The organism is Streptomyces sp. IMTB 2501 (genome assembly GCF_001953885.1).
In the GTDB taxonomy this organism is placed as follows: Bacteria; Actinomycetota; Actinomycetes; order Streptomycetales; family Streptomycetaceae; genus Streptomyces.
Map to the genome: position 1 here is coordinate 815,591 of NZ_MQUS01000001.1, position 23,915 is coordinate 839,505.

A 23,915-nucleotide genomic window follows, 5' to 3' on the forward strand; every position below is an offset into this window, starting at 1 on the left:
CCTCATGGGCGGTTCCCGTAAAAGCAGTTGAGGTGTCGGTCCGCGGTTGGGGAGGGTCTGCTGCATGGAGTTCTTCTGCTATCACCGTGATCGGCCCGGCTCTCTGCCCTTGCGTGACGAGCTGTTGGAGGACCACTGGTCCTACATGGACCAGTACGCCGAGGAGATGATCGCCCGCGGCCCGACCCTGGCCGACGACGGGGACACGCCCACCGGCAGTGTGCACATCGTCGGCCTGCCGGACTCCGCGGCCGCGCGGGCCTTCGCCTTCGACGAACCCAACTACCAGGCGGGCGTGTACCGGGAGGTGCTGCTGCGCCGTTGGCGCAACCTGCTGGGCCGCACCATGTGGGACTTCCCCGGCGGCCCGGCCGAGGGCGACCGGTATCTGGTGCTGGGCCTCGGCGCCCGGCGAACGGTCGACGCCGGCGTCGTCGCGCTGCCACCGGAGCGGGACGAGCTGATCGCGTACGGACCCCTGCTCTCCGACGACGGCGCGGCCTGGCTCGGCACGGCCGCGCTGCTCCGGGCACCGGATCCGGACACGGCACGGGCCGTCCTCCCCCCGGACCGGTATGCGGACATCGAGGTCCACGCCTGGACGTTCGGCGGCAGGCGCTGACGAACGGGTCGCTCTCCAGCGATCCGGAATGCCGGTCGCCTGCCACCGGTTGCCCCTGTATGACCATCGGAGTAGCGCTCTCTGTGCAACACCCGATCGACACCACGGTGCGGCTCGCACGCGAGGCCCGGGAGGCCGGGCTGCGCTCCGCGTGGTTCGGGCAGACCTTCTCCTACGACTCCCCGACGCTGGCCGCGATCGTCGGCCGCGAGGTCCCCGGTCTGCAGGTCGGCACCGCGGCGATCCCCGTCTTCGGCCGCCATCCGCTGATCGTCGCCGGCCAGGCCCAGACGACCCAGGCCGCCACCGGCGGCCGCTACCACCTGGGGCTGGCGCTCGGCACCAGGTACCTGACCGAAACAGGCTTCGGCATCCCCCATGAGCGCCCCGTCGCCCGGCTCCGCGAGTTCCTCACCGCACTGCGTCCTCTGCTGGAGAGGGGCAGCGTCGACTTCCACGGCGAGCTGCTGACGGCCGCCACCCCGCTGCCGGCGGCCGTGCCGGGCGCGGAACCGCCGGTGCCGATCCTGGTCGCCGCCATGGGGCCTCAGGCCCTGCGCGTCTCCGGTGAGCTCGCGGACGGCATCCTTCCGCTCCTGGCCGGCCCGCGGGCCCTGGCCGAACACATCGTCCCCGCCGTCACCGCGGCGGCCGAGGCCACGGGCCGGCCGGCACCGCGGATCGTCGCCTTCGTCCCCGGCGTGGTCACCGCCGACGTCGAGGCGGTACGGCGGACCGCGACCGACACGCTCTCCTTCTATGAGCAGTTCCCGTCCTACCGACGCGTCATCGCGCAGTCCGGCGGCACCCGGGCAGTCGACCTCGCCGTCATCGGCGACGAGGAGACCGTCGCCGCCGAGGTACGCCGCTACCGTGACGCCGGAGCGACCGAGGTCGTGTTCACCGAGACCGACCTGGGCGGGGAGGCGGACCAGCGCCGCACCTGGAAGCTGCTCGGCGAGCTGGCCAAGGGCTGAGCCGTCCGGTCTCAGGACAGCGACGCGGTGAAATGCGTGACCGGGCGTTCGAGGCGTTCACCGTCCACCGTGATGCCGACGGCTTCGTTGTAGAAGGCGAGCAGACCCTTGACCGCGGCCACCGCGGGCAGCGGTTCGGGGTAGCTCCACACGACGTCGGGCGGGACGGCCGCCTCGCCGTCGTCCCCGGACCAGTACTCGGCGATGCCCTTGTAGGGGCAGCGGGTGCGGTGGTCGGTGGGGCGGAACAGGTCGAGGCGGACGTCCTCGCGGGGGAGGTAGTAGCGGGTGGGCAGACCGGTCTCGAAGAGGAGCACCGGGCGGTGTGTGTCGGCGACGACCTGGCCGCCGATCTCGACGACGACATGCCGGCTGCTGGGGATGGCGTCGACCCGTTTGTGCGGGTCGCGGGGGTGGACGAAGATCTCCTCCTCCTCTTCGTACCAGTGGTCCAGGCCCCTGCCGGTGCGCCGGAACCACTCGAAGGCGACGTGGCCGGCGAGATCCTCGGCGGGAAACGTCCAGGCCGCGTTCTCCAGCAGCTCACCGTCGACGTCGAGGTCGTAGAAGAGCGTCGATCCGGTATGGACGCCGGTCGGCGGGTTCTTCGCCGGGCGCAGCAGATCCGCGCGGACCTCCGTGCGCGGGAAGGCGTACAGCGGCACGGGGACACCCGGCTCCCACACGAGTACGGGGTGGCGGCTGTCGACGACGGTGACATCGCCCTTACGGCCGCGCACCCAGCGTTCGCTGGGCTCCCAGAGCAGGCCCTCGGGAGTGGTGCGCAACGACTGGGCGGTGTTGAGGCTGGTCATGACCGGTCTCCTCGGGCGAGGTCGGCGTGGTCGTGGCGTCTTCCGCGGCGGCACCATGCTCGTTCCGCGGCGGCTCCATGCTCGCGCAGACGGGAGCCGCCTGCCAGGCCGACGGGGGAGCGGCCGACGGGCTGGCACACCCGTTGGGGGCCGTTTCGGCCCGGCACTATGCATGGCCATACGGAATGATGCATACTCTTCCTATGTCCAAGGTCCTCACTTCCCTTCCGGTCGGCGAGCGCGTCGGCATCGCCTTCTCCGGCGGCCTCGACACGTCGGTCGCCGTAGCGTGGATGCGCGACAAGGGCGCCGTCCCGTGCACCTACACCGCCGACATCGGCCAGTACGACGAGCCCGACATCGCCTCCGTCCCCGGCCGCGCGGCGACCTACGGTGCCGAGATCGCGCGCCTGGTCGACTGCCGCGCCGCTCTGGTCGAGGAAGGGCTGGCCGCGCTCGCCTGCGGCGCGTTCCACATCCGCTCCGGCGGGCGTGCCTACTTCAACACCACGCCCCTCGGCCGCGCCGTCACCGGCACGCTCCTGGTCCGGGCGATGCTCGAGGACGACGTACAGATCTGGGGCGACGGCTCCACCTTCAAGGGCAACGACATCGAGCGGTTCTACCGCTACGGCCTGCTCGCCAACCCGCACCTGCGGATCTACAAGCCCTGGCTGGACTCCGACTTCGTGACCGAGCTGGGCGGCCGCAAGGAGATGTCCGAGTGGCTGCTCGCGCACGGGCTGCCGTACCGCGACAGCACCGAGAAGGCGTACTCGACGGACGCCAACATCTGGGGCGCCACCCACGAGGCCAAGACGCTGGAGCACCTGGACAACGGTGTGGAGACCGTCGAGCCGATCATGGGTGTGCGGTTCTGGGACCCCATGGTCGAGATCCTCGCCGAGGACGTCACGATCGGCTTCGACCAGGGCCGCCCGGTGACGGTCAACGGCAAGGAGTTCGCCTCCCCGGTCGAGCTGGTCATGGAGGCCAACGCCATCGGCGGCCGGCACGGCCTCGGCATGTCGGACCAGATCGAGAACCGGATCATCGAGGCCAAGAGCCGTGGCATCTACGAGGCGCCGGGCATGGCGCTGCTGCACGCCGCGTACGAGCGCCTGGTCAACGCGATCCACAACGAGGACACCCTCGCCCAGTACCACAACGAGGGCCGCAAGCTCGGCCGCCTCATGTACGAGGGCCGCTGGCTGGACCCGCAGGCGCTGATGATCCGCGAGTCGCTGCAACGCTGGGTCGGCGCGGCGGTCACCGGCGAGGTGACGCTGCGGCTGCGCCGAGGTGAGGACTACTCGGTCCTGGACACCACGGGCCCGGCGTTCAGCTACCACCCGGACAAGCTGTCCATGGAACGCACCGAGGACTCCGCGTTCGGCCCGTCCGACCGGATCGGCCAGCTCACCATGCGCAACCTCGACATCGCCGACTCCCGTGCGCGCCTGGAGCAGTACGCGGGCCTGGGCATGGTCGGCACCGAGCACCCGGCCCTGATCGGCGCGGCCCAGGCCGCCTCCACAGGGCTGATCGGCGCGATGCCCCAGGGCGGCGCCGAGGCCATCGCCTCCCGCGGCGAGGTCTCGGAGGAGGACGAGGCCCTCGACCGCGCCGCGATGGAGTCCGGCACGGACTGACACCGCGCACCGGCCGTCCACCCTTGGGCAGCGGGCCCCGCCGATACCCATCGGCGGGGCCCGTCGTCGTACGGGTGCGGCGGATTCACGAGCCGTCCGTCCGAGAACCTGGGCAGGGCCGGGACCGGCGCCTCTCGTACCCTGTGTTCCGTGCCGTCCCCTCGCCTGCAGCGCGTCGCCGTCCTGGTGCTCGACGGTGCGAAGCCGCTCGATGTCGGGATTCCCGCGCAGGTGTTCACGACGCGGGCGAGCATGCCGTACGAGGTGCGGGTGTGCGGGGCCGCGCCCGGACTCGTGGCGGGCGGAGACGGGCTGTCGTACCACGTCGCGCATGGCCTGGACGCGCTCGCGTGGGCGGACATCGTCTTCATCCCCGGGTACCGGTTTCCGGACCGCGAGGACCCGCCACGGTCCGTCGTCGACGCGCTGCTCGCCGCCCACGCGCGCGGCACACGCCTCGCCGCCATCTCGACGGGTGCCTTCGCGCTCGCGGCCACGGGGCTGCTCGACGGCAAGCGCGCGACGACCCACTGGCACTATGCGCGTGCCCTTGCCGCGAAGCACCCGCTCGTCCGGGTCGACGAGAACGTGCTCTTCGTGGACGAGGGCAGTGTGCTGACGTCGGCCGGCGCCGCGTCCGGCATCGATCTGTGCCTGCACATCCTGCGCAAGGACTTCGGCGTGGCCGTGTCGAACCATGCGGCACGGCGCCTGGTCGCCGCCCCCTACCGCAGCGGAGGCCAGGCGCAGTACGTGCCGCGCAGCGTGCCCGAGCCGCTGGGCGAGCGGTTCGCCGCGACCCGGGAGTGGGCGCTGCACCACCTCGGCGAGCCCCTCACCCTCACGGTGCTCGCCCGGCACGCGGCGGTCTCACCGCGCACGTTCTCCCGGCGCTTCGTCGAGGACACCGGCTACACGCCGATGGAGTGGGTGATGCGCGCCCGTGTCGATCTGGCCCGTGAGCTGCTCGAACGTTCGGAGCGGAGCATCGAGCAGATCGCCGCCGAGGTCGGCCTCGGCACCGGCACCAATCTGCGCACCCGCTTCCAGCGGATTCTCGGCACGACCCCGAGCGAATACCGGCGGACCTTCACCCAGGGCGAGTAGCCGACCCGTCGGCCCCTGGCGCGATCCTTGCGAACCATGGCGCTCTCGACACGGCCATGAGCGGATGCGGAACGCGACGCTGAGGGGGAACCGAAGGAACCAGCAGGAACCCAGGGGACACCACTCATGACTCGCATCGCCATCAACGGATTCGGCCGTATCGGACGCAACGTGCTGCGCGCACTCCTCGAACGCGACAGCGTCCTTGAGGTCGTCGCCGTGAACGACCTCACCGAACCCGCCACCCTCGCCCGGCTGCTCGCCTACGACACCACAGCCGGCCGGCTCGGCCGCCCCGTGACCGTGGACGGGGACACCCTCGTCGTCGACGGCCGGCGCATCAAGGTCCTGGCCGAGCGGGAACCAGCCCAACTGCCCTGGGCCGCACTCGATGTGGACATCGTCCTGGAGGCCACCGGACGCTTCACCGCCGCGAAGGCCGCCCGCGCACATCTCGACGCGGGCGCGAGGAAGGTGCTCGTGAGCGCGCCGTCCGACGGCGCCGACGTCACGCTCGCGTACGGGGTCAACACCGATGCCTACGACCCGGCCCTGCACACGATCGTCTCGAACGCCTCCTGCACCACCAACGCGCTCGCCCCGCTGGCCGCGGTGCTGGACGAACTCGCCGGGATCGAGCACGGGTTCATGACGACGGTGCACGCCTATACCCAGGAGCAGAACCTGCAGGACGGCCCGCACCGTGACGCCCGCCGGGCCCGCGCCGCCGCCGTCAACATCGTGCCGACCACGACGGGCGCGGCGAAGGCGATCGGCTTCGTGCTGCCGAGCCTCGACGGCAAGCTGTCGGGCGACTCGATCCGGGTGCCCGTGCCGGTGGGCTCGATCGTGGAACTCAACACGACCGTCGCACGTGAGGTGACCCGCGACGAGGTCCTGGCGGCGTACCGCGCCGCGGCCCAGGGACCGCTCGCCGGCATCCTGGAGTACTCGGACGACCCGCTCGTGTCGTCCGACATCACCGGCAATCCGGCCTCCTCCGTCTTCGACTCGGCCCTGACCCGCGTCGACGACGGCCGGCACGTCAAGGTGGTCGCCTGGTACGACAACGAGTGGGGCTTCTCCCACCGCGTGATCGACACACTCGAACTCCTCGCCGGGCGCTGACCGGAGACGGAGACGGGGAGGGAGCGGGTGTGGCTTCCCGGGAAGCCCGAGGTCAGCGGTTCGGAGTGGTGGAAACACCCTGGGATGCCGTAGGGAAAGCCCCCCATCCGGTCCGGTGACTGGCTGGCTGTTCCGGCCGCACGTGCCTGCCGAGACTCGACGGCATGACGACTTCCACTCACGCACCGGTCACGGCCGGAGCGCCGGACGCCCTCTCCCGCGCGTCCGGATCCGGGGCCGGCAGCGACTTCGCCCGGCTGTCCCGACGTATCGCCGAGGCGGGGCTGCTGAACCGGCGCCCCGGCTACTATGCGGCACGGCTCGCCCTGGTCATCGGGTTGCTGGCGGCGGGCTGGGGCACCTTCCTCGCCCTTGGCGACACCTGGTGGCAGCTGGCCGTGGCCGCCTTCCTGGCGTTGATGTCCGGTCAAGTCGCCCTCATAGCCCATGACTTGGCACACCGCCAGGTCTTCCGGCGCGGCCGGCCGAGCGAGACCTGGGGCCGCCTCTTCGGGAACCTCGGGATCGGCATGAGCTACGGCTGGTGGATGAACAAGCACACCCGCCACCACGCCAACCCCAACCACGAGGAACTCGACCCGGATGTCGCCCCGGACATCCTGGTGTGGTCCACCGACCAGGCCCGCAACAGCCGTGGTCTGGCCCGCCTCATCGGCGGCCACCAGGCGTGGCTGTTCTTCCCGCTGCTGACGCTGGAGGGCTTCAACCTGCACGTCGCGAGCGTCCGGGCGCTGCGCCAGCCGGCCATGAAGCACCGGCTGCTGGAAGGCGGTCTGCTCTTCCTCCACCTCGCGGCCTACCTCTCCGCGCTGTTCCTGGTGCTCTCGCCCGGCAAGGCGGTCGCGTTCCTCGCCGTGCACCAGTGCCTGTTCGGTGTCTACCTCGGCTGCACCTTCGCACCGAACCACAAGGGCATGCCCACGTTCACCGGTGACGAACGGCCCGACTTCCTGCGCCGTCAGGTCCTCACCTCCCGCAACGTACGCGGCGGCCTCCTCACCGACGTGATGCTCGGCGGGCTCAACTACCAGATCGAGCATCACCTGTTCCCGAGCATGCCCACGCCCCATCTGCGGCGCGCGCAGGTCATCGTGCGCGCGTACTGCGCGGAGATCGGCGTGCCGTACCACGAGACCGGACTGATCCGGTCGTACCGCGAGGCTCTCACCCATATGCACCGGGTGGGAGAACCGATCAGGCGGCAGCGCAAGGCATCCTGACGGCGGCCCCGGGGTCACGTGGCGGGGACATCCGTCTCAACCCGCGAGCAGCATCGCGACCTCCACGACGCCGAGCAGCGCGAGATACGACCAGGCGTAGGCGCGGTCCGGCATCCGGGGCGGGCGGCGCCGCAGCACCGCGATCACGGGCAGGGTGCCCAGGAGCAGCGCCCCGGCGGCGCGGAGGTCGACCAGGCCGACCGGATGCAGGTGTGTGTGGGCCGGGACGGGGTCCGTGCCGGTCAGGGACGGTGGGGTGGCGGGAGAGCGCGATCGCGAGGGTGAGAGGGTTGGCGAGCGCGGTCGCCGCACGCATCGGGTGCCCTGCGCGTCGTAGCGCGGGAACGGTCATGGCACTGCCGCCGACACCGAGGAAGGCCGCCACCGCACCGATCGGTGCGCCGAGGACGGCGGGCAGGCGACAGGGCACCTCACGGGTCTCTTCCCTGGGTGCCTCGCCGCTCTCCCGGACCCGTCCGCGCGGACGCAGAAGTCCGGGGCGCAGCAGCAGATCGACGATGCTGAGAGCGACGTACGCGACGGACGTGCCGCGGGGTGACGGCTCGAGGAACACCCCGCTGTCTGCTCCGTAATCAGCAACCGCACAAGGCGCGCACATCTCAATCAGCAGCCAGGGTGCCCCGAAGGGCGCGGCGGCCACTCGCTCCGAGCCACATTTTGGCAAGCCGCCGTGAGCCACAACCCGCCCTCCCGGGCATCGAACAACTTACGGAGCCGTCCTGATCCCGGCGACCACCCGACACCGGGTCCGCATGCTGGGAGTGAGCACCCGAAGCCTCTACATCGAGCCGGGCGCCGTGCCCTGGTGGCCCGCCACCTGCATGGTCGTGGGCGTTCGAACTGCCTGCACCGGCATGGCCGGAGGCCCGGCGTCGCCGTAGGCCTCGACTCCCGCCCGATTCTGGATGACCTCTTACCGCTGTCTTCACGGCCGCAAGTGGTCCGCTGCGTACGGTTGCCGTCATGGTGGCCGTCGACTGTGACGGCCTTCGAACAGGTGTGAGGGAAGCGGATGACGGCTGGTCGGCGTGCGGTGCTCGCTGCCATGGCGGGAGGGCTGCTCGCCGGTTGCGCGGGCCCGAAGAACGACGGCAGCGCGTCCGCCCCGTCCGGTTCGCCCGGCACGGGCGTGGACTCGGCGGTCCCGTCCACGCCCAGCGCCGCGCCCTCGGCCACACGGCCGCTCGTCACCCGCGAGGAGATCGTGGCCCGCTACAGGCGGAGTGTGCCGCACACCTGGGGCTTCGACGCCCCGGGCGTGGTGCACTCGCTGCCGGGGACGACCCGCGACATCGCGCTGACCTTCGACGCGTGCGGCGGCCCCGGCGGCAGCGGTTACGACCAGGCGCTCCTCGACTTCCTCCGCGCGCGGCACATCCCGGCGACGCTGTTCATCAATTCCCGCTGGATCGACGCCAACCCGGCCGTGTTCCACCGGCTGGCCACCGATCCGCTCTTCGAGATCGCCAACCACGGCACCCGGCACCGCCCCCTGTCGGTCACCGGCCGCTCCGCGTACGGCATCCCCGGCACCCGCAGCGCGGGCGAGGTGTACGACGAGATCGCCGGCAACCAGGCGAAGCTGACCGGTCTGCTGGGCGCCCCGCCGCGCTTCTTCCGGTCCGGTACGGCCTACTGCGACGACGTCGCGGCGCGCATCGTCAGGGACCTCGGGGAACGCTTCGTCAGCTTCTCGGTCAATGGTGACGGCGGCGCCACCTTCACCGCCGAGCAGGTCCACACCACCGTCGCCTCCGCTCGGGCCGGTTCCATCGTCCTGTGCCATATGAACCACCCCCATGGCGGCACCGCCCGGGGCATCGCGAGGGCCGTCCCCCACCTGCTCGCCGCCGGCCACCGCTTCGTCCGCCTCTCGGACGGTCTGCAGCGCGCCTGAACGCCTCCCTGCGGCGGCACATGCCCAGCCGCCGCCCCATTCTCGGCCTCGGCATTTGTGCCGCACCACTCGTCACCGCGTCCGCCTCGGAGAACAATGTGTCCCAGAGGCAGACCGGCCGCCGGGAGGCGTCATGAGCACATCAGCGGAGCCACGGGTGACCGGTCTGGAGATCCGGTCCATCGACTACGTCCCCCTGGACGAGCGGCACGGCAAACTCTGGCACCTGGGCCCGCTCTGGTTCATGTCCAACGCCCAGATCGCGACCCTGGCCGTGGGGCTGATCAGCATCACCGAGGGCGGCAATCTGATCTGGTCCCTGCTGGCCATCGTCGCCGGCACCGTCCTCGGCACCTTCTTCATGGCCTTCCACTCGGCACAGGGACCCCAGCTGGGCCTGCCGCAGATGATCCAGTCGCGCCCCCAGTTCGGTTACGTCGGCGCCCTCCTGGTGTGGCTCTTCGCCTATGTGCAGTACGCGGGGTTCAACGTCTTCAACAGCATCCTCGCCGCCGACTCCCTGCACACCACCCTGCACGGCAGCGTCAAGCTGTGGGTGGTCGTGGTGACCGTGGTCGCGCTGGTCATCGCGCTGGTGGGCTACGACATCATCCACAAGGCCGAGCGGATCCTGACGTACACCTTTCTGGTCATCTTCGGCGTCTTCACCGTCGGTGTCCTCGTCACCCTGCACTATCCGGCGGGCTCCTTCGACCTCGGCGCCTTCAAGTGGACCCCGTTCCTCGCCCAGTTCGGCGTGGTCGCCGGCTATCAGATCAGCTGGGCCATCTACGTCTCCGACTACTCCCGCTATCTCCCGCCCGATGTGACGGTCCGCAAGACGTTCTACTGGACGTACTTCGGCTCCGCGCTCGGCGGTATCTGGCTGATGGTCCTCGGCACGCTGCTGGCCGCGTGGGCAGGCAAGGACTTCGACACGATCACGTCGATCAACGCCGCCGGCGACAAGGTCTTCAGCGGCTTCGGCGCCATCGTGCTGCTCTTCGCCGCCCTGGGCCTGGTGTCCGTCACCGCGCTGAACATGTACGGCGGCTCGCTGACCCTCATCAGCGGCATCGACTCGTTCAAGCGGGTGCGCCCGACACTGGGCGTACGCCTGGTCACCATCGGTCTGACCGCCGCGCTCTCCCTGGTCGGCGCACTGGCCGCGACCTCCAACTTCCTTGAGAACTTCAACAACTTCCTGCTGCTGGTGCTGTATCTGTTCATCCCGTGGACCGCGGTGAACCTGATGGACTACTACGTCGTACGCCGTGGGCACTACGCCATTGCGGAGATCTTCAACCCGCGTGGCATCTACGGCCGTTGGGGCTGGCACGGCATCATCGCCTACCTGGTCGGCTTCGCCGTCATGATCCCCTTCTTCTCCGTCGGCACCCTGTACGTCGGCCCCGCCGCCAAGGCGCTGGGCGGAGCCGACATCTCCCTGTTCATCGGCCTCCCGGTCGCCGCGCTGCTGTACTGGTGGCTGACCCGCTCGATCGACGTGGCGGCCGAGACGCGGGTTGCCCAGGCCGAGGCGGCGGAGCTGGAACAGGCGGCCCACGAGCACCGCGAGCCCTGAACACCAAGAAGGAGCAGGGCTCTACGGCAGCGGGGAACGCAGGGCGACCGCACGCCGGAGCGCGTCCCGGCAGGCGAGGATCGCGGGGTGCCGGCTGCCACCCCGGCGCACGACGGTGAAGATGCGGCGGGTGCGCTGGCCGCGGGGGAGCTGCCGTAGAGCCACGCTGGCAGGGCGGCCGTCCCAGACCAGGGCGGGAAGGAAGGCGGCGGCGTGCTTCTGCTCGACCAGGCGGAGGTGGAGCAGAAGGTCGGTGGTCTCGAACCGTACGTCGGGTTCGAAACCGGCGGTGCGGCACAGGGTCATGGCCCAGTGCCGGGCGGCAGTTCCCTCGGGCTCCATCACCCAGGGATGGTCCGCGAGGGAACGCAGCACAGCCAACGGGCTCCCGGTGCCGGGCTGTTCGGCAGGCTCGGGCAGCGCGAGCTGCAGGGCGTCGTCGAGCAGGTCCTCCTGCTCCAGTTCGGCCGGCCGCGGATTGGGGTTGCCCGGGTACTCCTCGGCGAGGACCAGGTCGTAGTCGCGGGCCTGCAGGGCGGGCAGCGCGCGCTCCGGCTCCCGGTGGGTGACATGGACCCGCAGACGGGGGTGGCGCTCGCGCAGCAGGCCCAGCGCGGTCGGCACCAGGGCCAGGGCGGCGGTCTGGAACGACGCGATGCGCAAGGTGCCCGTCAGATCGGACAGCGATGCGGCGATGTCCGCCTCCGCCCGCTCCAGCCGCTCCAGGACCGCCTCCGTGTGGGCGACGAGGATCTCGGCCTGCTCGGTCAGCCGCACCCGCCTCCCCACCGGTTCCAGCAGGGGGACGCCGACCTCGGCCTCCAGCTGGGACAACTGCTGGGAGACGGAGGACGGAGCATAGGACAGCGCCGCGGCGACGGCCGCCAGGGTGCCGCGGTGTTTGAGTTCGCGCAGGAGGCGGAGCCGGTGCAGGTCGAACATCGCCGGCGCCCCTCCTCCTCGTGCAGAGCCGTTGATTCATCGGTTTGTCCGATGTCTATAGGCCGGAAACATCCACTGGACCGATCATAGGCGGGCATCGGACCCTGGTCATGTGCCCGAGAATGCCTCTGCCCTCCCGACGCCGCCCTGGTCGGTGCGCCCCGGCGCCCGCGCCTGGCGCTGTGTGCCCGCACCCGCCGAGGTGCTGGACTTCCATGCCGCGCTGCCCGGCTACGCACCCACTCCGCTGATCGAACTTCCCGCATTGGCTGGGGAGTTGGGGGTCGGACGAGTCTTCGTGAAAGACGAGTCGTGCCGTCTGGGTCTGCCCGCGTTCAAGGCGCTGGGTGTCTCCTGGGCGGTGCACCGCCTGCTCGGGGAGCAGGCGGGGAGCGGCCGGGATCCGGGTTCGGTCACCCTGGTGACCGCCACCGAGGGCAACCACGGCCGCGCGGTGGCCCGCGTGGCCCGCCTGCGCGGACAGCGTGCGCATGTCTTCGTTCCCCAGGGAGTGCATCCGCGGGCCGTCGCCGCGATCGTGGGCGAGGGGGCCGAGGTCACCGCCGTACCGGGGTCGTACGACGAGGCTGTGCGGCGTGCGGCCGAGGCGGCCGCCGCGCGGGACACGGTCCTGGTGCAGGACAGTGCCTGGCCGGGCTATGAACGGATCCCGGGGTGGATCGTCGAGGGGTACTCCACGCTCTGCGCCGAGATCGACGGGCAGTTGGCGGCCCGGGGGGTGAACGAAGGGCCGGATCTCGTCTCCATCCCGGTGGGCGTCGGCTCACTGGCCCAGGCCGTTGTCACCCACTACCGCAGCCGCGACCGCGGACGTGCTCCGGCGCTGCTGGCGGTGGAACCGGAGGCCGCGGCCTGTGTCCTCGCCGGCCTCGTCCGGGGCAGGGCCGTCAGCGTGCCGACCGGCGAGACCGCCATGGCGGGTCTGAACTGCGGCACCCCGTCGAGCCTCGCCTGGCCCCACCTGCTCGGCGGGCTGGATGCCGCCGTCGCCGTCCCGGACTCCGCCGGCGCCCGCGCGGCCGCCCGGCTCGCGGCCCTCGGCGTCTCCTCGGGCCCCTGCGGGGCGGCCGCACTCGCCGGCCTTTGCACGGTGCTCGGCGGCACGGGCGCCGATGAGCGGCGTACGGCACTGGGGCTCGACGCGACCTCGGTCGTCGTGCTGCTGAGCACCGAAGGACCGTCCGCCAACCCCCACCACACCTCCGGTCAGTGAACAGCCGAAAGATCTCTGAGTTGAACCACCACACCTGTATGCCGTCCCCGCAGGCCACCGGCCCCGTGTCCGCCCAGTTCGCCGGCCCTCTCGCCGGCCTGGTCACCGGCCTGGTCACCGGTCTTGAGGGGAGGCCGGCGGCATGCTGACCCACCTCGCGGCCGCGATCGGTGTCCTCGGGCTGCTGACCATCGTGCCCGGGCCGGACATGGCGGTCGTGACCCGCCGGGCCCTGGTGGCGGGGCCCGCGGACGCCTTCCGGACCATCGCAGGGATCGCGACCGGGCTCCTGCTCTGGGGCGCGCTGGCCGTGGCCGGGCTCGCGGCCGCGCTCGCCGCGGCACCGGTGGCCTACCTGGTCGTCAAGCTCCTCGGCGCCGGCTACCTGGTCCTTCTCGGCGTACAGGACCTGCGCCGGCACCGCGCCGCCGCATCCGCCGTGCCGGAGGCCGGCCCGTCCGCCGGCGCCGGAAGCCCCTGCCGGACCGGCCTGATCAGCAATGTCCTCAATCCGAAGATCGCCGTCTTCTACACCGGCCTGCTCCCCGCACTGGCCCCGCCCCAACTGCCGGCCGCCTGGGCGATGACCCTCCTCGTCCTGCTGCACGACGCCCTGACCATCGCCTGGCTGGGCGGCTACACGCTGCTGCTGTCCAGGGCCGGGCCGGTGCTCCAGAAACCAAGGATCCGCGGGGCGCTCGGCCGCACGACGGGTGTCGTGCTGATCGGCTTCGGCCTTGTCGTGGCGACCACGGCCGGCTGATCCGCCGAGGCAGCGAACGAGCCGGGAAGGGCCCGGCAAAGAGGCCTAACAAATACGACAAACGGGTACTTTCCGTAAAGGTATACGCAGGCGACACCCCGGGGTGTCGTCAGCCCGCCTCGGGGTTCCGACCAGCACGTTCGTGGGCTCGGCGAGCGTCGGCTGCTGGTCCTCTGCTCTGGTCGAAGGGATGCCGGTCATGAACGAGGACACGAGGAGCCTCCACCCGGAGCAGCCACCCGCGGGAAACCCGCGCCCGGCGGTACGGGGCGACCCTGCCCCGCTGGGCCTGGCTGGCTTCGCCCTGACCACGCTGCTGCTCTCGATCATCAACACCAACCTGTTGAAGGAGGGCGCCGCCGTCATTCCGGTGCTGGGTCTGGCCGCGTTCTACGGCGGCATCGCCCAGTTCGCCGCAGGCCTCTTCGAATTCCGCCGCGGCAACACCTTCGGTGCGACGGCGTTCGTGTCGTTCGCCGCCTTCTGGCTGGCCTACTGGTGGATCGTGCCGCGCCTGGCGCTCGCCGGTGACTCGCACAACGCGCTGGGCCTGTTCCTGCTCGGCTGGGCGATCTTCACGGCCTATATGACCATCGCGGCGCTCCGCGTCACCGTCGCCGTGCTGGTGGTGCTGGCGCTGCTCACGCTCACCTTCCTCTTCCTGGCGATCGGCGCCTTCCAGACGGGGGCGCAGCCGCACGCCATGACCCAGGTGGGCGGGTGGTTCGGCATCGCGACGGGACTCGCCGCCTGGTACGCGTCGGCGGCGACCGTCATCAACGAGACACACGCCCGCACCGTGCTCCCCGTGGGCCCGCGCCACCCCGGCACGGCCCCGGAGGCGCGAGACGAGCGACCCGCCTGAGGCAGGGCCCGGCGGCGGGCCCACGTCGGCAGTCCCCCCTCAGGCCGACGTGGTCTCGCCCGCCCCGGCAGACGTACAGCCGGGACAATCCAAGTCATGAACGACGACATGGATGACGCTCGGCACCGGCTGGCCAGGATCGAGCGGTTGTTGGAGAGCGGTGAGCGCGAGCTGGTTCCGGCCTGGCGTCAGGCGACCCGGGGTGAGCCGCGCTGGACGGTGACGGCGGTGATCCTGGTGGCCGTAGCCCTGCAAACGATCCTGCCGCACCGGCTTGTCCTCCTCCATCCCTCCTGGGCTCTGCCCGCACTGGAGCTGGCGCTGCTGGCCGCACTGGTCGCGGGCAGTCCCCGGCGGGTGGAGCCCCGTACCCGGCTGCTGCGGTACCTGGGCCTGACCCTGGCCGGTGTCATCAGCGTGGCGAACGGCTGGGCGGCGGCCCGGCTGGTCGGTGATCTGGTGAGCGGGAGAGGCGGAGACAGCGCGGTCCCACTGCTGCTGACCGGCGGGGTCATCTGGCTGACGAACGTCATCGTGTTCGCCCTGTGGTACTGGGAGTGGGACCGCGGCGGCCCCATGGCCCGGGTCCGCGGACAACACCAGTACGCCGACTTCCTCTTCGTACAGATGCAGAGCCCGGAGCTCGCCCCATCGGACTGGGAACCGGCCTTCCCGGACTACCTCTACCTCTCCTTCACCAACGCCACCGCCTTCAGCCCGACCGACGTCATGCCCCTGTCCCGGTGGTCGAAGATGCTGATGATGCTGCAGTCCTCGGTGTCCCTGGTGACCGTGGTCCTCGTCGTCGCCCGGGCGGTCAACATCCTGAAGTGACTGAGGCGGCTCCCGCAGAAGCCTCGCCACTGACGTACCCGTGTGGCGGACTGCACCCGAACTCGCCTGCCAGTAGCCTGAATTGACGGCGAAGCGGCCGAGGGGGCCGGCCCTGCGGGGAAGGGACGTGTGCGGGTGAGGTTCGGGGCGTGGGTAGTGGAGGGCGAGCTGGGACGCGGTGGGATGGGCGTGGTGTACGCGGCCGTCCACGACGAGAGCGGTGAGCGCCGCGCCCTCAAAGTGATCCGCGCTCCCGCCGGGGCAGAGGAGGCGGTGGCCCGGTTCTCCCGCGAGGTGCGCGTCTGCATGGCGCTGAGCCACCCGTACGTGGTGCGTGTGCTGGGGGTGGAGCGCACCGGACCCGCGGACAGGGCCCTGCCGGCGGGGACGGAACCGTGCTGTCTGGTCCTGGAGTTGTGCGACGGCGGCAGTCTCGCCGACCGGGTGTGCCGCGACGGCCCGCTTCCCGCGCGCCAGGCCCTGGAACTCTTCGACGGCGTCCTGACCGGGCTCGGCCATGTGCACCACGAACACGGCTTCGTCCACCGCGACATCAAGCCCCACAACATCCTGCTGAGCCACGGCTCCGACGGCCGGCTCACCGCCAAGCTCGGGGACTTCGGCCTGGCGAAGGCCTACGACAGCGCGGGACTCAGCGGACTGACCCGCACCGGCGTGGTCATGGGCACGCCCGCCTTCATGCCGAGAGCACAGCTGATCAACTACAAGTACGCGACCCCCGAGGTCGACGTCTGGTCCACCGCCGCCGCCCTTTACCACGTCCTGACCGGCACACCGCCCCGCGACCTGCCGCCGGACCAGGATCCCTGGCTGGCCGTCGCCACCAGCCCCGTCGTGCCGGTCGGCAAGCGGGGGGTCGGCCTTCCGTCCGGCCTGTGCGAGGTCCTCGATCACGCACTCAGCGACGAACCCGGCGCGGGCTTCCGCACCGCCGAGGCTCTGCGCACCGCGCTGGAGGGAAGCTGAGATGGAAGCGGGCAGCACGTTCCTGGGAGAGTTCACGGTCGAACGGCCGCTGGGCACCGGCGGGTTCGGCGGCGTCGTACTGGTGCGGTCCCGCCGTACCGGCGAGCGGTACGCGGTCAAGCGGCTGCACAGCGGCGACCCGGCTCATCAGGGGAGGCTCCTCGCCGAGGTACAACGCTGGATCGACCTGCCGGACCATCCGTACATCACGCCCTGCCGGTTCGCCCGCAGTCTCGGTGACGAGGTCGTCGTCTTCAGCGAGTACGCCCCCGGGGGCTCACTGGCCGACCGGCTCCGCTCCGGCGCGCTGCACGAGGGCGGTGAACGAGCCGCGCTGCGCCGGGTCCTGGAGGCCGCGGCCCAGTCCGCCTGGGGGCTCGCGGCCGCGCACGAGGCCGGCCTGCTGCACCTGGACGTCAAGCCGGCCAACCTGCTGGTCGATGGCGACGACAGGGTGCGGCTGACCGACTTCGGGCTGGCCGCGGCGCCGACCTGGGGCCAGGACAAGCGCGAGCAACTCGAAGGGCTGATCCAGGCCATCACCGCCGTACCGGACACCGACGAGCAGGAACGCGAGCTGATCCGCAGCATCGTGCGCATGGAGTTGCACCCGCCCCGGCCCGGCTCGGAGGCCTCCCTCCAGGTGTCCGGCGCCGCCGCCGGCACACTCGCGTACGCATCCCCCGAGCAGGCCGAGGGACGGCGGGTCGGCGTTGCGGCCGATGTGTGGAGCTGGGCGGTGACCGTCCTCGAACTGCTGGTGGGCGAGCGCACCTGGCCGTCGGGAACCGTCGCCGGCCTGGTCCTGCGGGCCGCCCGGACCCAGCCGCTGACACCGACGTCGCTGCGGATGCCGCCCGCACTGGCCGACCTGCTGGAACGCTGCTTCCACAAGGAGCCCGGCGAACGCCCGCACCCGCTCGGCGAGATCGCCGGGACGCTGCTGCGGATCGCCGAACAGGAGACCGGCGAGCCCCTCGCGGTGCCCCCACCCGTCCGGACCGTCGCCGAGGCGGGCCGACGGGAGCCACTCTACGAACGGCGTGTGCCCGGCGGCGGCCCCTGGCACGATCCGCGCGGACTGCTGCACTACGCCTACCGCACGGCGGGCCTGGACGAGCGCGCCGCAATGGACTTCTGGCCGCTCGACGCCGGTGGCCCGCGCGCCCAGCTCCTCGGCGACCTACGGGCGTTGCGCGAGACCCGGCGCGTGCTCGACGGCCTGCCCGCACCGCAGCGGGACACCGTGGAAACGGTGTTCGCACGCGCTCGGTGCGTGGCGGAGACCGGCCGGGTCCTCCACGCCCTCGGCGACGTCGCCGGCGCCCTCGCGCACTACCGCACGGCCGCTGACCTCGCCGACCACCCGGACGACGAGGGAAGTCTGCTGTCGGCCGTCCTCGGCTCCCTGTGCGGCCTCCAGCGCCACACCGGCGACCTGAGCGCCGCGCTCGACACCGCCCAGCGCGCCACCGCCCTGGCCCGCACCCTGCCGGGCGAGCGAGGGAAGCGGAACAACCTCGCTCACGCCCTCCTGATGGAGGCCAACGTCCTCAGCGACATGAGCGACCGGGACTCCGGGGCACGTCAGGCCACGCTGTTGGCGCGGGCCGTCCAGCTGTACGAGTCCTCCGCCGAGGAGTTCGCGCACTCCGACGATCCGCTCGACGCCGTGCCCAGCCTGACGAACCTCGCCGCCGCCGAGCACCTGCGCGGCAACGAACGGCGCGCCGCCGACGTGTGGCACCGGGTCGAGACACTCCTGAACGGGCACCTGGACCGGGCACCGGGGGACCGGCGCGCCCGCGAGCTGCGTGCCGCCCTGTCCGTCCAGCGGGCCCAGGGCGGAATCCCGGGACACGCGGCCGACGCCGTCGAGGTGCTCACCCCGATGGTCCGCGACGAGGGCATCCACCAACTGGCCGGACGCCTGGGCGAGGCGCTGATCCTGCGCGGCCGGGACGAGGAGCGCGACGGCCGGGTGCGAGCCGCGCGCGACAGTTACGCCGAGGCCGTGCGCCACCTCGAACAGGCCGTGCTGCTCGCCGGTGAGGCCGCCGACGCCGACCAACTCGCCCGAGCCCATGACCACCTGGCCAATCTCATCGGAATCCTGGAGGATCCGGCACGCGGCCTGGAACACGCCCGCACCTCACTCGACCTGTGGCGCCGGCTCGTGGCGCTGGACGGCCCGGCCGTCTGGGGGCGCCGATTCCTGCACGCCCTGTCCAAGCTCGCCCAGATCGCACTCGACGCCGACGCTCCCGACGAAGCCGAGCGGCATCTCGCCGAGGCACTGGAGATCCTCGCCGCGTCCGAGTACGCCGAGGGCGTGCCGGTGCCCGACCAGGAGGCGGCGGCCGTCCATCGCGTCCGCGCCATCTGGCTACGCCGCACCGGCCGGCCACAGGAAGCGGTGGAGGCATGCGGCCGAGCCCTCGACTCCCTGGGCGCGCCGGGCGACACGGACACCGCCGACCCCGCGCTGCGGCCGGGAACGGCTGAGATGTACGTGCTGACCCTGGAGACCCTCGCCGCGGCCTACGGCGACCTGGGCGCGTACGAACAGGCCATGCAGGCTCAGGAGGCGGCACATGCCGCCCTCGACCGTTCGCCCCTCGGCCGCATGCCGTCAGAGCTGTACGCACAGAGCGTCCAGCGTGTGGCCAACCACCGGCTGCTGTACGGCAGGTACGCCGAGGCGGCCGAGGCCGCCCGGCATGCCGTCGACCAGTACTCCGCGCTGATCGCGGAGGGCCGGGACGACCTCACCGCGGAAGCCTCACGCATGACCGGCGTGCTCGCCACCGCGCTGGTCTGCCTCGGCGACATCGAAGCCGCCGAGCGCACGCTGGAACGGATGCTGACCCTGCACACAGCCCTGTCCCCGGACGATCCGGCCCTCGGCCGCGCCGTCCGCTTCGCGAGCCGCCGGCTGCCCGACTCGCCGGAGCCCGCCCACCGCAGGGGCGGCGACCTGCACGCCTTCATGCTCAGGGCACTGGGCGAGCAGCATCAGGAGCTGCGTGTGCTTCTCGCCGTCACGTCCACCGGCCTGCCCGCGCAACTCCTGGCATTCGAGGGCGACATGCGGTCGGCAACCGACGTGGGAGCGTACCGGTCGCCACGCGACGCCTCCGTGCTGTTCGAGCAACTCGTCGGCAAGCTCTCCTGGCTCGCCTCCAGGCACCCTGGCGCGAGCACCGAGCAACTGTGCGGGGAGGCCGCGCTGCGACTCGGCACGTACGCCATGGGGTGCCGCCGTGACGCGGCCGCCCTGAACGGCTTCGCCCGGGGAATCGCCGCCTACCGCACCCTGGTCGTCGAACACCGGCGTCGCGACCTCGTCGAGCGGTATCTGCGGGCGCTGACCGGACCGGTCCTGGTGCACGGCATCCGCGGGGACACGGCGTCGATGCGTGCCGCGCTGGCCACGCTGGAAGAGCAGGCACGGCGCCACGACCGCCGTAACGCCACCCGCTGGATCCAACAGGCGCACGCCTCCCTCGCGGACCTCGCCAAGTTCGGCGGACGCCGGTGACGGCATCTTCGGCGCGGTCCCGGCGGCGCAGAAGCTACGCGGTGCCGGGGTGGTCGAGGAGCCGGAGCAGTACGGCGGCCTCCTCGCGGAGCAGCTTCGCGCGCTCGGCCTGTGCGGGTGCCGTGAACTGAGCCGCGAGCGTGAGGCGTTCCTGGGCTTCTGCTCGCACGAGGTCGGTGATGTGCTGCTCGCTCAGTTCACGCCGGGCGGCCTCGGTGGTGCCGACACCGACCGGCGCCGCCTCGATGGCCACACCGCGCAGCTCCGCCGCCCCCACCGGCACTGCCTCGGCGTTGTCCAGCACGGCGAGCGTGGAACGCAAGGCGCTCACCGCGACCTTGTCGCGGGCACGCATGGCTTCCCGGAGGGCTTGACGCATCTGAAGGCGCAGAGACATGTCGCCGACCTTATGTCCCTGCCCCAGGACCCTCAACGGGATATCAGCGCAGGCGCAGGACACCGGGCGCGCGATCCTCGAAGATCTCGGTCAGCCAGTCGAAGACGGTCGCTCCGCGCCCACCGCGCGCCTCGGCCAGATCGGCACTCACGAGCGGGCGGTTGTCGGGGTGACAGCGCGACAACCGGATCTCCAGCTGACGAGCGGTCTCCGGATGTCCGAGGTACTCACGGGACACCTGATGGTCCCGCCACTCCACCACGAAGTCGCCGTCGTCCGGCGTTCCGAAGCCGCCGGACAGGCAATCCGCGAAGGCGTCGAGGTTTCTGCCGAAATAGCCGCCGGGACCGTTGACCGCCTCGCCCAGCACACGCCAGAAGTCTTCCAGCGATTTGATCCGCGTGCCGTCCAGCACGTAGGTGACCGTCACGTCCCAGAGGCTACGCGCCGCGTCACACGGCGTCCCCGGGTTTTCCGCGCGCGCCGGCGGGAGCGGCGAGTTCGACGAAAGAGTGGAGCAAGGGGTTGGTGTCGCCGGCACGCCAGGCGACGATCAGCCGGCTCGGTGGCATGTCCGCCAGTCTGACGACCGTGAGGCCCTCGGCCGGTTCCACGCCGGACGGCGCCAACTCGTGGCCGAGCGGCGCCAGTCCGACCGTTCCGTTCCACAGCACTGCCCGGATGCATTCGTGGACGGTGCGCACGATCGGACCGTCACGCAGCGGCTCGCCGGGCTCGGTGCCGTTCCAGTACGACCGCCAGAAGGGATCGGTGCCGTCGGGAAACCGGAACCATCGGCGGTCGTCGAGGTCGGCGATGTGGAGGACATCGCGCTCGGCGAGCGGATCGTCGGTGCGCAGCACCGCACCGACGGGCTCGGAGCGGATGACGCGGATACTGAACCCGGTGTCGTCGAAGGGCGCTCGGGTCACCGCGAGGTCGACCCGGCCGGCGCGCAGCCCGATGGTCGGATCGGTCAGGTCGGCTTCGACCACCCGGACTTCCACATCGGGATGGCGCCGGTGGAACGCGGCCGCGAGAGACGTGCCGAATCCGGCGCGCTCCACACTGTCGCCGAGCGTGCCGATCGCGATGCTCCCGGCGCCGGCCACGGCGGCCACCCGGGCGCGCGCTCGATCGGCCTGGTCCAGCAGGGCACGTGCCTCGTCGTACAGGGCGGAGCCGGCCGCGGTCAGCGTCACACCGGTGGCCGATCGGTTCAGCAGGGTGGCGCCGAGATCCGCCTCCAGCCGTTTGACGGCCCGGGTCAACGGCGGCTGGGTCATGTGCAGCCGGGTGGCGGCCCGGCCGAAGTGGCGCTCCTCGGCGACGGCCACGAAGTAGCGCAGCAGGCGAAGGTCCATCACCACACACGATACCCGTCCGGTATCCGCCCTGCTCAAGAGGTATTGGACGGCGGCGCGGATCCGGAGGTGGAGTGGAACGGCAAGCGAGAGCGAACCCGCATCCGCCACGGAACCCGACCGGTCCGGTGAGGCGAGGAGAACGTGACATGGCCGACCGTCAGCTGCCCGACCCGGTCGTACGGACCGACGGCGCGTACGAGCCGGCGCGTGACCTGGTCGTCGTACCCAACCGGAATCTGCAACTGGTCCCCAACATCGGCGTGATCGGCGGGACGCAGTCGGTGCTGGTGGTCGACACCGGCCTGGGCCCGGAGAACGCCAAGAGCGTGCTGACGTTCGCCCGTGACTACGCGCGAGGGCGCAAGCTGTATCTGACCTCGACGCACTTCCACCCCGAGCACGCCTTCGGCGCGCACGTCTTCGCGGGCGAGGCCACGTTCCTGGTGAACAAGGCACAGGCCGACGACCTGGCCGTCAAGGGCGCCGGATACCTGGCGATGTTCAACAGCCTCGGGACGACTGTCGCGACACGTCTGCAAGGCGCACAGGTGCCCATGCCGGACTTCGTCTACGAGGACTCCTACGACCTCGATCTGGGCGGCCGGATGGTGCGCCTCCAGGCCGTCGGCCGCGCCCACACCAAGGGTGACCAGGTCATCACCGTCCCCGACGCCGATGTGCTGTTCACCGGTGACCTGGCCGAGACCGGACAGTTCGCGATCTTCCCCTGGTTCCCGCCGCACGACACCGATGTGACCGGCCTCGGCTGGATCGAGGCGATGGCCCGGCTGGCGGCGGCCGAGCCCCGCACGGTGGTGCCGGGCCACGGCGCGATCGGGGGAACACAGGTGCTCGATGATGTGCTCGGCTATCTGCGTGAGCTGCGTGACGAGACCTGGAGGCGCCGTGACTCGGCGATGAACCAGGAGACGATCGTGGAGGAGGTGCGCGCGTTGCTGATCGAACGTCACCCCGAGTGGGAGGGCCGGGAGTGGATCGACCCGGCCGTCGCCTGCCTGTGCGGCGAACACACGGGGTAGGCCGATCCGGGCTGGGCTGACCGATCCGGGCCGGGCTAGGCGTTCGGGTCGAAAGGGATTCCCGAGGGCATGGAGTGCGCCAGCGCGTACTGGAAGTCGCCGTCCTTGATCTTGATGGTGGCTCGGCCGAAGTCGGCGCTCATCAGCTTGTCCCGGAAGCCGGGAGGGTAGCCGTCCCAGCCCACGAGCCGGGGGTAGAACCAGCCGCCGGTCACGTTCTCGGGAGGCTCGTCGTTGTTGTTGGCGAAGCGGAAGTCGTGCGTGGAGACGCCGTCCTTGTGGTAGACGATCTTCGGGTGGGTGCCGTCGAAGCGGACCGAGGAGCGGTTGGCCACCTGGTAGTTGGTGTGCTGGGACACCGAGACGTACCGGACTTCGTTGGTGTTGATCCACACCACGACGTGCTCCCAGTCGTGGGTGTGCCCGATGGCGGCCGGGCCCAGCGTCGCCTGGTCCTTCTCGAAGTAGCTGGCGTACATGACGGCACACCAGCCGTTGTCGCACTTCGCGCGTGAGTAGGTGTTGGCGTTGGCGAGCTGGGCGTAGTCGTGGCAGTGGCCGTTGACGTCGCCGCCGAGCTTCAGACCGGGGTTGATGGTGCCGTCGGCGCCGATCGCGGCCGTGGCGTAGCAGCCGTCGCCGTCGTAGTCGTAGGCGGGCGAGAAGCTCTGTTCCAGGCCGTCGGCGTTCTGCGGCAGCAGGGTGAGGACGTTCGCGTGGGCGCTCGCGGGGACCGCCACGAGGAGCGTCATCGCCCCGACCGCACCGAGCAGGAGCTTGGCCAGGGACTTCGCGTTGCGCATCACGGCTCCTTGTCGAGCAGTTCGCGTCAGCAGGAGAGGTTGTCGCCCGGCGCGACGCCGAGGATCTGGGTGAAGCGCTGGTAGGCGTCGACGCGGC

General features: G+C 71.2%; 22 protein-coding genes and 2 pseudogenes. 16 read left to right on the forward strand and 8 right to left on the reverse strand.

Translation table 11 applies throughout. The features are described from left to right. Positions 1–64 precede the first annotated feature (64 nt). Positions 65–622, forward strand: a complete 558-nt coding sequence (locus tag AV521_RS03825; protein WP_076083178.1) for a YciI family protein — start codon at positions 65–67, stop codon at positions 620–622. A gap of 59 nt (positions 623–681) precedes the next feature. Continuing rightward, positions 682–1,599, forward strand: coding sequence for an LLM class F420-dependent oxidoreductase (locus AV521_RS03830; RefSeq protein WP_076083181.1), 918 nt, complete (start codon positions 682–684; stop codon positions 1,597–1,599). An 11-nt stretch (positions 1,600–1,610) separates the two neighbouring features. On the opposite strand, the gene AV521_RS03835 is transcribed toward AV521_RS03830, so the two are convergent. Continuing rightward, positions 1,611–2,414 carry a DUF427 domain-containing protein gene (locus AV521_RS03835; RefSeq protein WP_076083184.1) on the reverse strand — a complete coding sequence of 268 codons (804 nt, stop codon included), beginning with the start codon at positions 2,412–2,414 and terminating at the stop codon, positions 1,611–1,613. A gap of 203 nt (positions 2,415–2,617) precedes the next feature. Here AV521_RS03835 and argG point away from each other — a divergent pair, with 203 nt between their 5' ends. The 4 genes from argG to AV521_RS03855 all read left to right on the forward strand — a co-directional run bounded on the left by argG (position 2,618) and on the right by AV521_RS03855 (position 7,542). Continuing rightward, entirely contained in the window at positions 2,618–4,066 is a 1,449-nt protein-coding gene (gene argG / locus AV521_RS03840; protein WP_076083187.1) for an argininosuccinate synthase, read from the forward strand. Positions 4,067–4,216: 150 nt separating this feature from the next. After that, positions 4,217–5,173, forward strand: a complete 957-nt coding sequence (locus AV521_RS03845; RefSeq protein WP_076083191.1) for a GlxA family transcriptional regulator — start codon at positions 4,217–4,219, stop codon at positions 5,171–5,173. Between the two features lie 126 nt (positions 5,174–5,299). Beyond that, on the forward strand, positions 5,300–6,301 hold the full coding sequence (gene gap, locus AV521_RS03850) for a type I glyceraldehyde-3-phosphate dehydrogenase (protein WP_076083194.1): 1,002 nt from the start codon (positions 5,300–5,302) through the stop codon (positions 6,299–6,301). A 164-nt stretch (positions 6,302–6,465) separates the two neighbouring features. After that, the gene (locus tag AV521_RS03855) at positions 6,466–7,542 is read left to right on the forward strand and encodes an acyl-CoA desaturase (protein ID WP_076083197.1); all 1,077 of its coding nucleotides are present in this window, start codon (positions 6,466–6,468) and stop codon (positions 7,540–7,542) included. A gap of 36 nt (positions 7,543–7,578) precedes the next feature. Here AV521_RS03855 and AV521_RS50450 read toward each other — a convergent pair whose 3' ends face one another. Beyond that, a complete protein-coding gene (locus tag AV521_RS50450) occupies positions 7,579–7,854 on the reverse strand; it encodes a hypothetical protein (protein WP_256725430.1) in 276 nt (91 codons plus the stop codon). Positions 7,855–7,864: 10 nt separating this feature from the next. Beyond that, a pseudogene (locus AV521_RS50455) lies at positions 7,865–8,161 on the reverse strand (hypothetical protein); the annotation flags it as partial. A 115-nt stretch (positions 8,162–8,276) separates the two neighbouring features. Between AV521_RS50455 and AV521_RS50460 the strand changes: the two are divergent. From AV521_RS50460 to AV521_RS03875, 3 genes and pseudogenes are all read left to right on the forward strand, one after another. Then, positions 8,277–8,399, forward strand: a pseudogene (locus tag AV521_RS50460) (AraC family transcriptional regulator); the annotation flags it as partial. A gap of 176 nt (positions 8,400–8,575) precedes the next feature. Next, positions 8,576–9,460 carry a polysaccharide deacetylase family protein gene (locus AV521_RS03870; protein WP_076083200.1) on the forward strand — a complete coding sequence of 295 codons (885 nt, stop codon included), beginning with the start codon at positions 8,576–8,578 and terminating at the stop codon, positions 9,458–9,460. 133 nt (positions 9,461–9,593) lie between these two features. Further along, positions 9,594–11,045, forward strand: coding sequence for a cytosine permease (locus AV521_RS03875; RefSeq protein WP_179022806.1), 1,452 nt, complete (start codon positions 9,594–9,596; stop codon positions 11,043–11,045). Positions 11,046–11,066: 21 nt separating this feature from the next. On the opposite strand, the gene AV521_RS03880 is transcribed toward AV521_RS03875, so the two are convergent. Beyond that, positions 11,067–11,987, reverse strand: coding sequence for a LysR substrate-binding domain-containing protein (locus AV521_RS03880; protein WP_076083206.1), 921 nt, complete (start codon positions 11,985–11,987; stop codon positions 11,067–11,069). Positions 11,988–12,099: 112 nt separating this feature from the next. Between AV521_RS03880 and AV521_RS03885 the strand changes: the two genes are divergently transcribed. From AV521_RS03885 to AV521_RS50465, 6 genes are all read left to right on the forward strand, one after another. Continuing rightward, positions 12,100–13,221 carry a diaminopropionate ammonia-lyase gene (locus AV521_RS03885; RefSeq protein ID WP_076083209.1) on the forward strand — a complete coding sequence of 374 codons (1,122 nt, stop codon included), beginning with the start codon at positions 12,100–12,102 and terminating at the stop codon, positions 13,219–13,221. 142 nt (positions 13,222–13,363) lie between these two features. After that, positions 13,364–13,984, forward strand: a complete 621-nt coding sequence (locus AV521_RS03890; protein ID WP_076083211.1) for a LysE family translocator — start codon at positions 13,364–13,366, stop codon at positions 13,982–13,984. 199 nt (positions 13,985–14,183) lie between these two features. After that, entirely contained in the window at positions 14,184–14,849 is a 666-nt protein-coding gene (locus tag AV521_RS03895) for an acetate uptake transporter family protein (RefSeq protein WP_076083570.1), read from the forward strand. A gap of 96 nt (positions 14,850–14,945) precedes the next feature. Beyond that, positions 14,946–15,683: a DUF1345 domain-containing protein gene (locus AV521_RS03900; RefSeq protein WP_076083213.1), complete on the forward strand. Its 738-nt coding sequence runs from the start codon at positions 14,946–14,948 to the stop codon at positions 15,681–15,683. 135 nt (positions 15,684–15,818) lie between these two features. Further along, a complete protein-coding gene (locus AV521_RS03905) occupies positions 15,819–16,670 on the forward strand; it encodes a serine/threonine-protein kinase (protein WP_143658568.1) in 852 nt (283 codons plus the stop codon). A 1-nt stretch (position 16,671) separates the two neighbouring features. Then, entirely contained in the window at positions 16,672–20,211 is a 3,540-nt protein-coding gene (locus AV521_RS50465) for a serine/threonine-protein kinase (RefSeq protein ID WP_076083217.1), read from the forward strand. 34 nt (positions 20,212–20,245) lie between these two features. Here AV521_RS50465 and AV521_RS03915 read toward each other — a convergent pair whose 3' ends face one another. From AV521_RS03915 to AV521_RS03925, 3 genes are all read right to left on the reverse strand, one after another. Further along, positions 20,246–20,566: a hypothetical protein gene (locus AV521_RS03915; protein ID WP_076083219.1), complete on the reverse strand. Its 321-nt coding sequence runs from the start codon at positions 20,564–20,566 to the stop codon at positions 20,246–20,248. An 85-nt stretch (positions 20,567–20,651) separates the two neighbouring features. Further along, on the reverse strand, positions 20,652–21,038 hold the full coding sequence (locus AV521_RS03920) for a barstar family protein (protein WP_076083221.1): 387 nt from the start codon (positions 21,036–21,038) through the stop codon (positions 20,652–20,654). 22 nt (positions 21,039–21,060) lie between these two features. Next, on the reverse strand, positions 21,061–21,972 hold the full coding sequence (locus AV521_RS03925) for a LysR family transcriptional regulator (protein ID WP_076083223.1): 912 nt from the start codon (positions 21,970–21,972) through the stop codon (positions 21,061–21,063). A gap of 149 nt (positions 21,973–22,121) precedes the next feature. Between AV521_RS03925 and AV521_RS03930 the strand changes: the two genes are divergently transcribed. Then, positions 22,122–23,015, forward strand: a complete 894-nt coding sequence (locus AV521_RS03930) for an MBL fold metallo-hydrolase (RefSeq protein WP_076083225.1) — start codon at positions 22,122–22,124, stop codon at positions 23,013–23,015. Positions 23,016–23,050: 35 nt separating this feature from the next. Here the strand turns inward: AV521_RS03930 and AV521_RS03935 are convergent, their stop codons facing one another. Then, positions 23,051–23,818 (reverse strand): NPP1 family protein, encoded by a 768-nt coding sequence (locus AV521_RS03935; protein WP_076083227.1) that lies wholly within the window; start codon positions 23,816–23,818, stop codon positions 23,051–23,053. Between the last annotated feature and the right edge of the window lie 97 nt (positions 23,819–23,915).

Excerpts from the sequence above, each read along its gene's own strand:
- AV521_RS03825 (WP_076083178.1), top strand. The coding sequence starts at position 65 with ATGGAGTTCTTCTGCTATCACCGTGATCGGCCCGGCTCTCTGCCCTTG.
- AV521_RS03830 (WP_076083181.1), top strand. The coding sequence starts at position 682 with ATGACCATCGGAGTAGCGCTCTCTGTGCAACACCCGATCGACACCACG.
- AV521_RS03835 (WP_076083184.1), bottom strand. The coding sequence starts at position 2,414 with ATGACCAGCCTCAACACCGCCCAGTCGTTGCGCACCACTCCCGAGGGC.
- argG (WP_076083187.1), top strand. The coding sequence starts at position 2,618 with ATGTCCAAGGTCCTCACTTCCCTTCCGGTCGGCGAGCGCGTCGGCATC.
- gap (WP_076083194.1), top strand. The coding sequence starts at position 5,300 with ATGACTCGCATCGCCATCAACGGATTCGGCCGTATCGGACGCAACGTG.
- AV521_RS03855 (WP_076083197.1), top strand. The coding sequence starts at position 6,466 with ATGACGACTTCCACTCACGCACCGGTCACGGCCGGAGCGCCGGACGCC.
- AV521_RS03870 (WP_076083200.1), top strand. The coding sequence starts at position 8,576 with ATGACGGCTGGTCGGCGTGCGGTGCTCGCTGCCATGGCGGGAGGGCTG.
- AV521_RS03875 (WP_179022806.1), top strand. The coding sequence starts at position 9,594 with ATGAGCACATCAGCGGAGCCACGGGTGACCGGTCTGGAGATCCGGTCC.
- AV521_RS03880 (WP_076083206.1), bottom strand. The coding sequence starts at position 11,987 with ATGTTCGACCTGCACCGGCTCCGCCTCCTGCGCGAACTCAAACACCGC.
- AV521_RS03890 (WP_076083211.1), top strand. The coding sequence starts at position 13,364 with ATGCTGACCCACCTCGCGGCCGCGATCGGTGTCCTCGGGCTGCTGACC.
- AV521_RS03895 (WP_076083570.1), top strand. The coding sequence starts at position 14,184 with ATGAACGAGGACACGAGGAGCCTCCACCCGGAGCAGCCACCCGCGGGA.
- AV521_RS03900 (WP_076083213.1), top strand. The coding sequence starts at position 14,946 with ATGAACGACGACATGGATGACGCTCGGCACCGGCTGGCCAGGATCGAG.
- AV521_RS50465 (WP_076083217.1), top strand. The coding sequence starts at position 16,672 with ATGGAAGCGGGCAGCACGTTCCTGGGAGAGTTCACGGTCGAACGGCCG.
- AV521_RS03915 (WP_076083219.1), bottom strand. The coding sequence starts at position 20,566 with ATGCGTGCCCGCGACAAGGTCGCGGTGAGCGCCTTGCGTTCCACGCTC.
- AV521_RS03925 (WP_076083223.1), bottom strand. The coding sequence starts at position 21,972 with ATGGACCTTCGCCTGCTGCGCTACTTCGTGGCCGTCGCCGAGGAGCGC.
- AV521_RS03930 (WP_076083225.1), top strand. The coding sequence starts at position 22,122 with ATGGCCGACCGTCAGCTGCCCGACCCGGTCGTACGGACCGACGGCGCG.
- AV521_RS03935 (WP_076083227.1), bottom strand. The coding sequence starts at position 23,818 with ATGCGCAACGCGAAGTCCCTGGCCAAGCTCCTGCTCGGTGCGGTCGGG.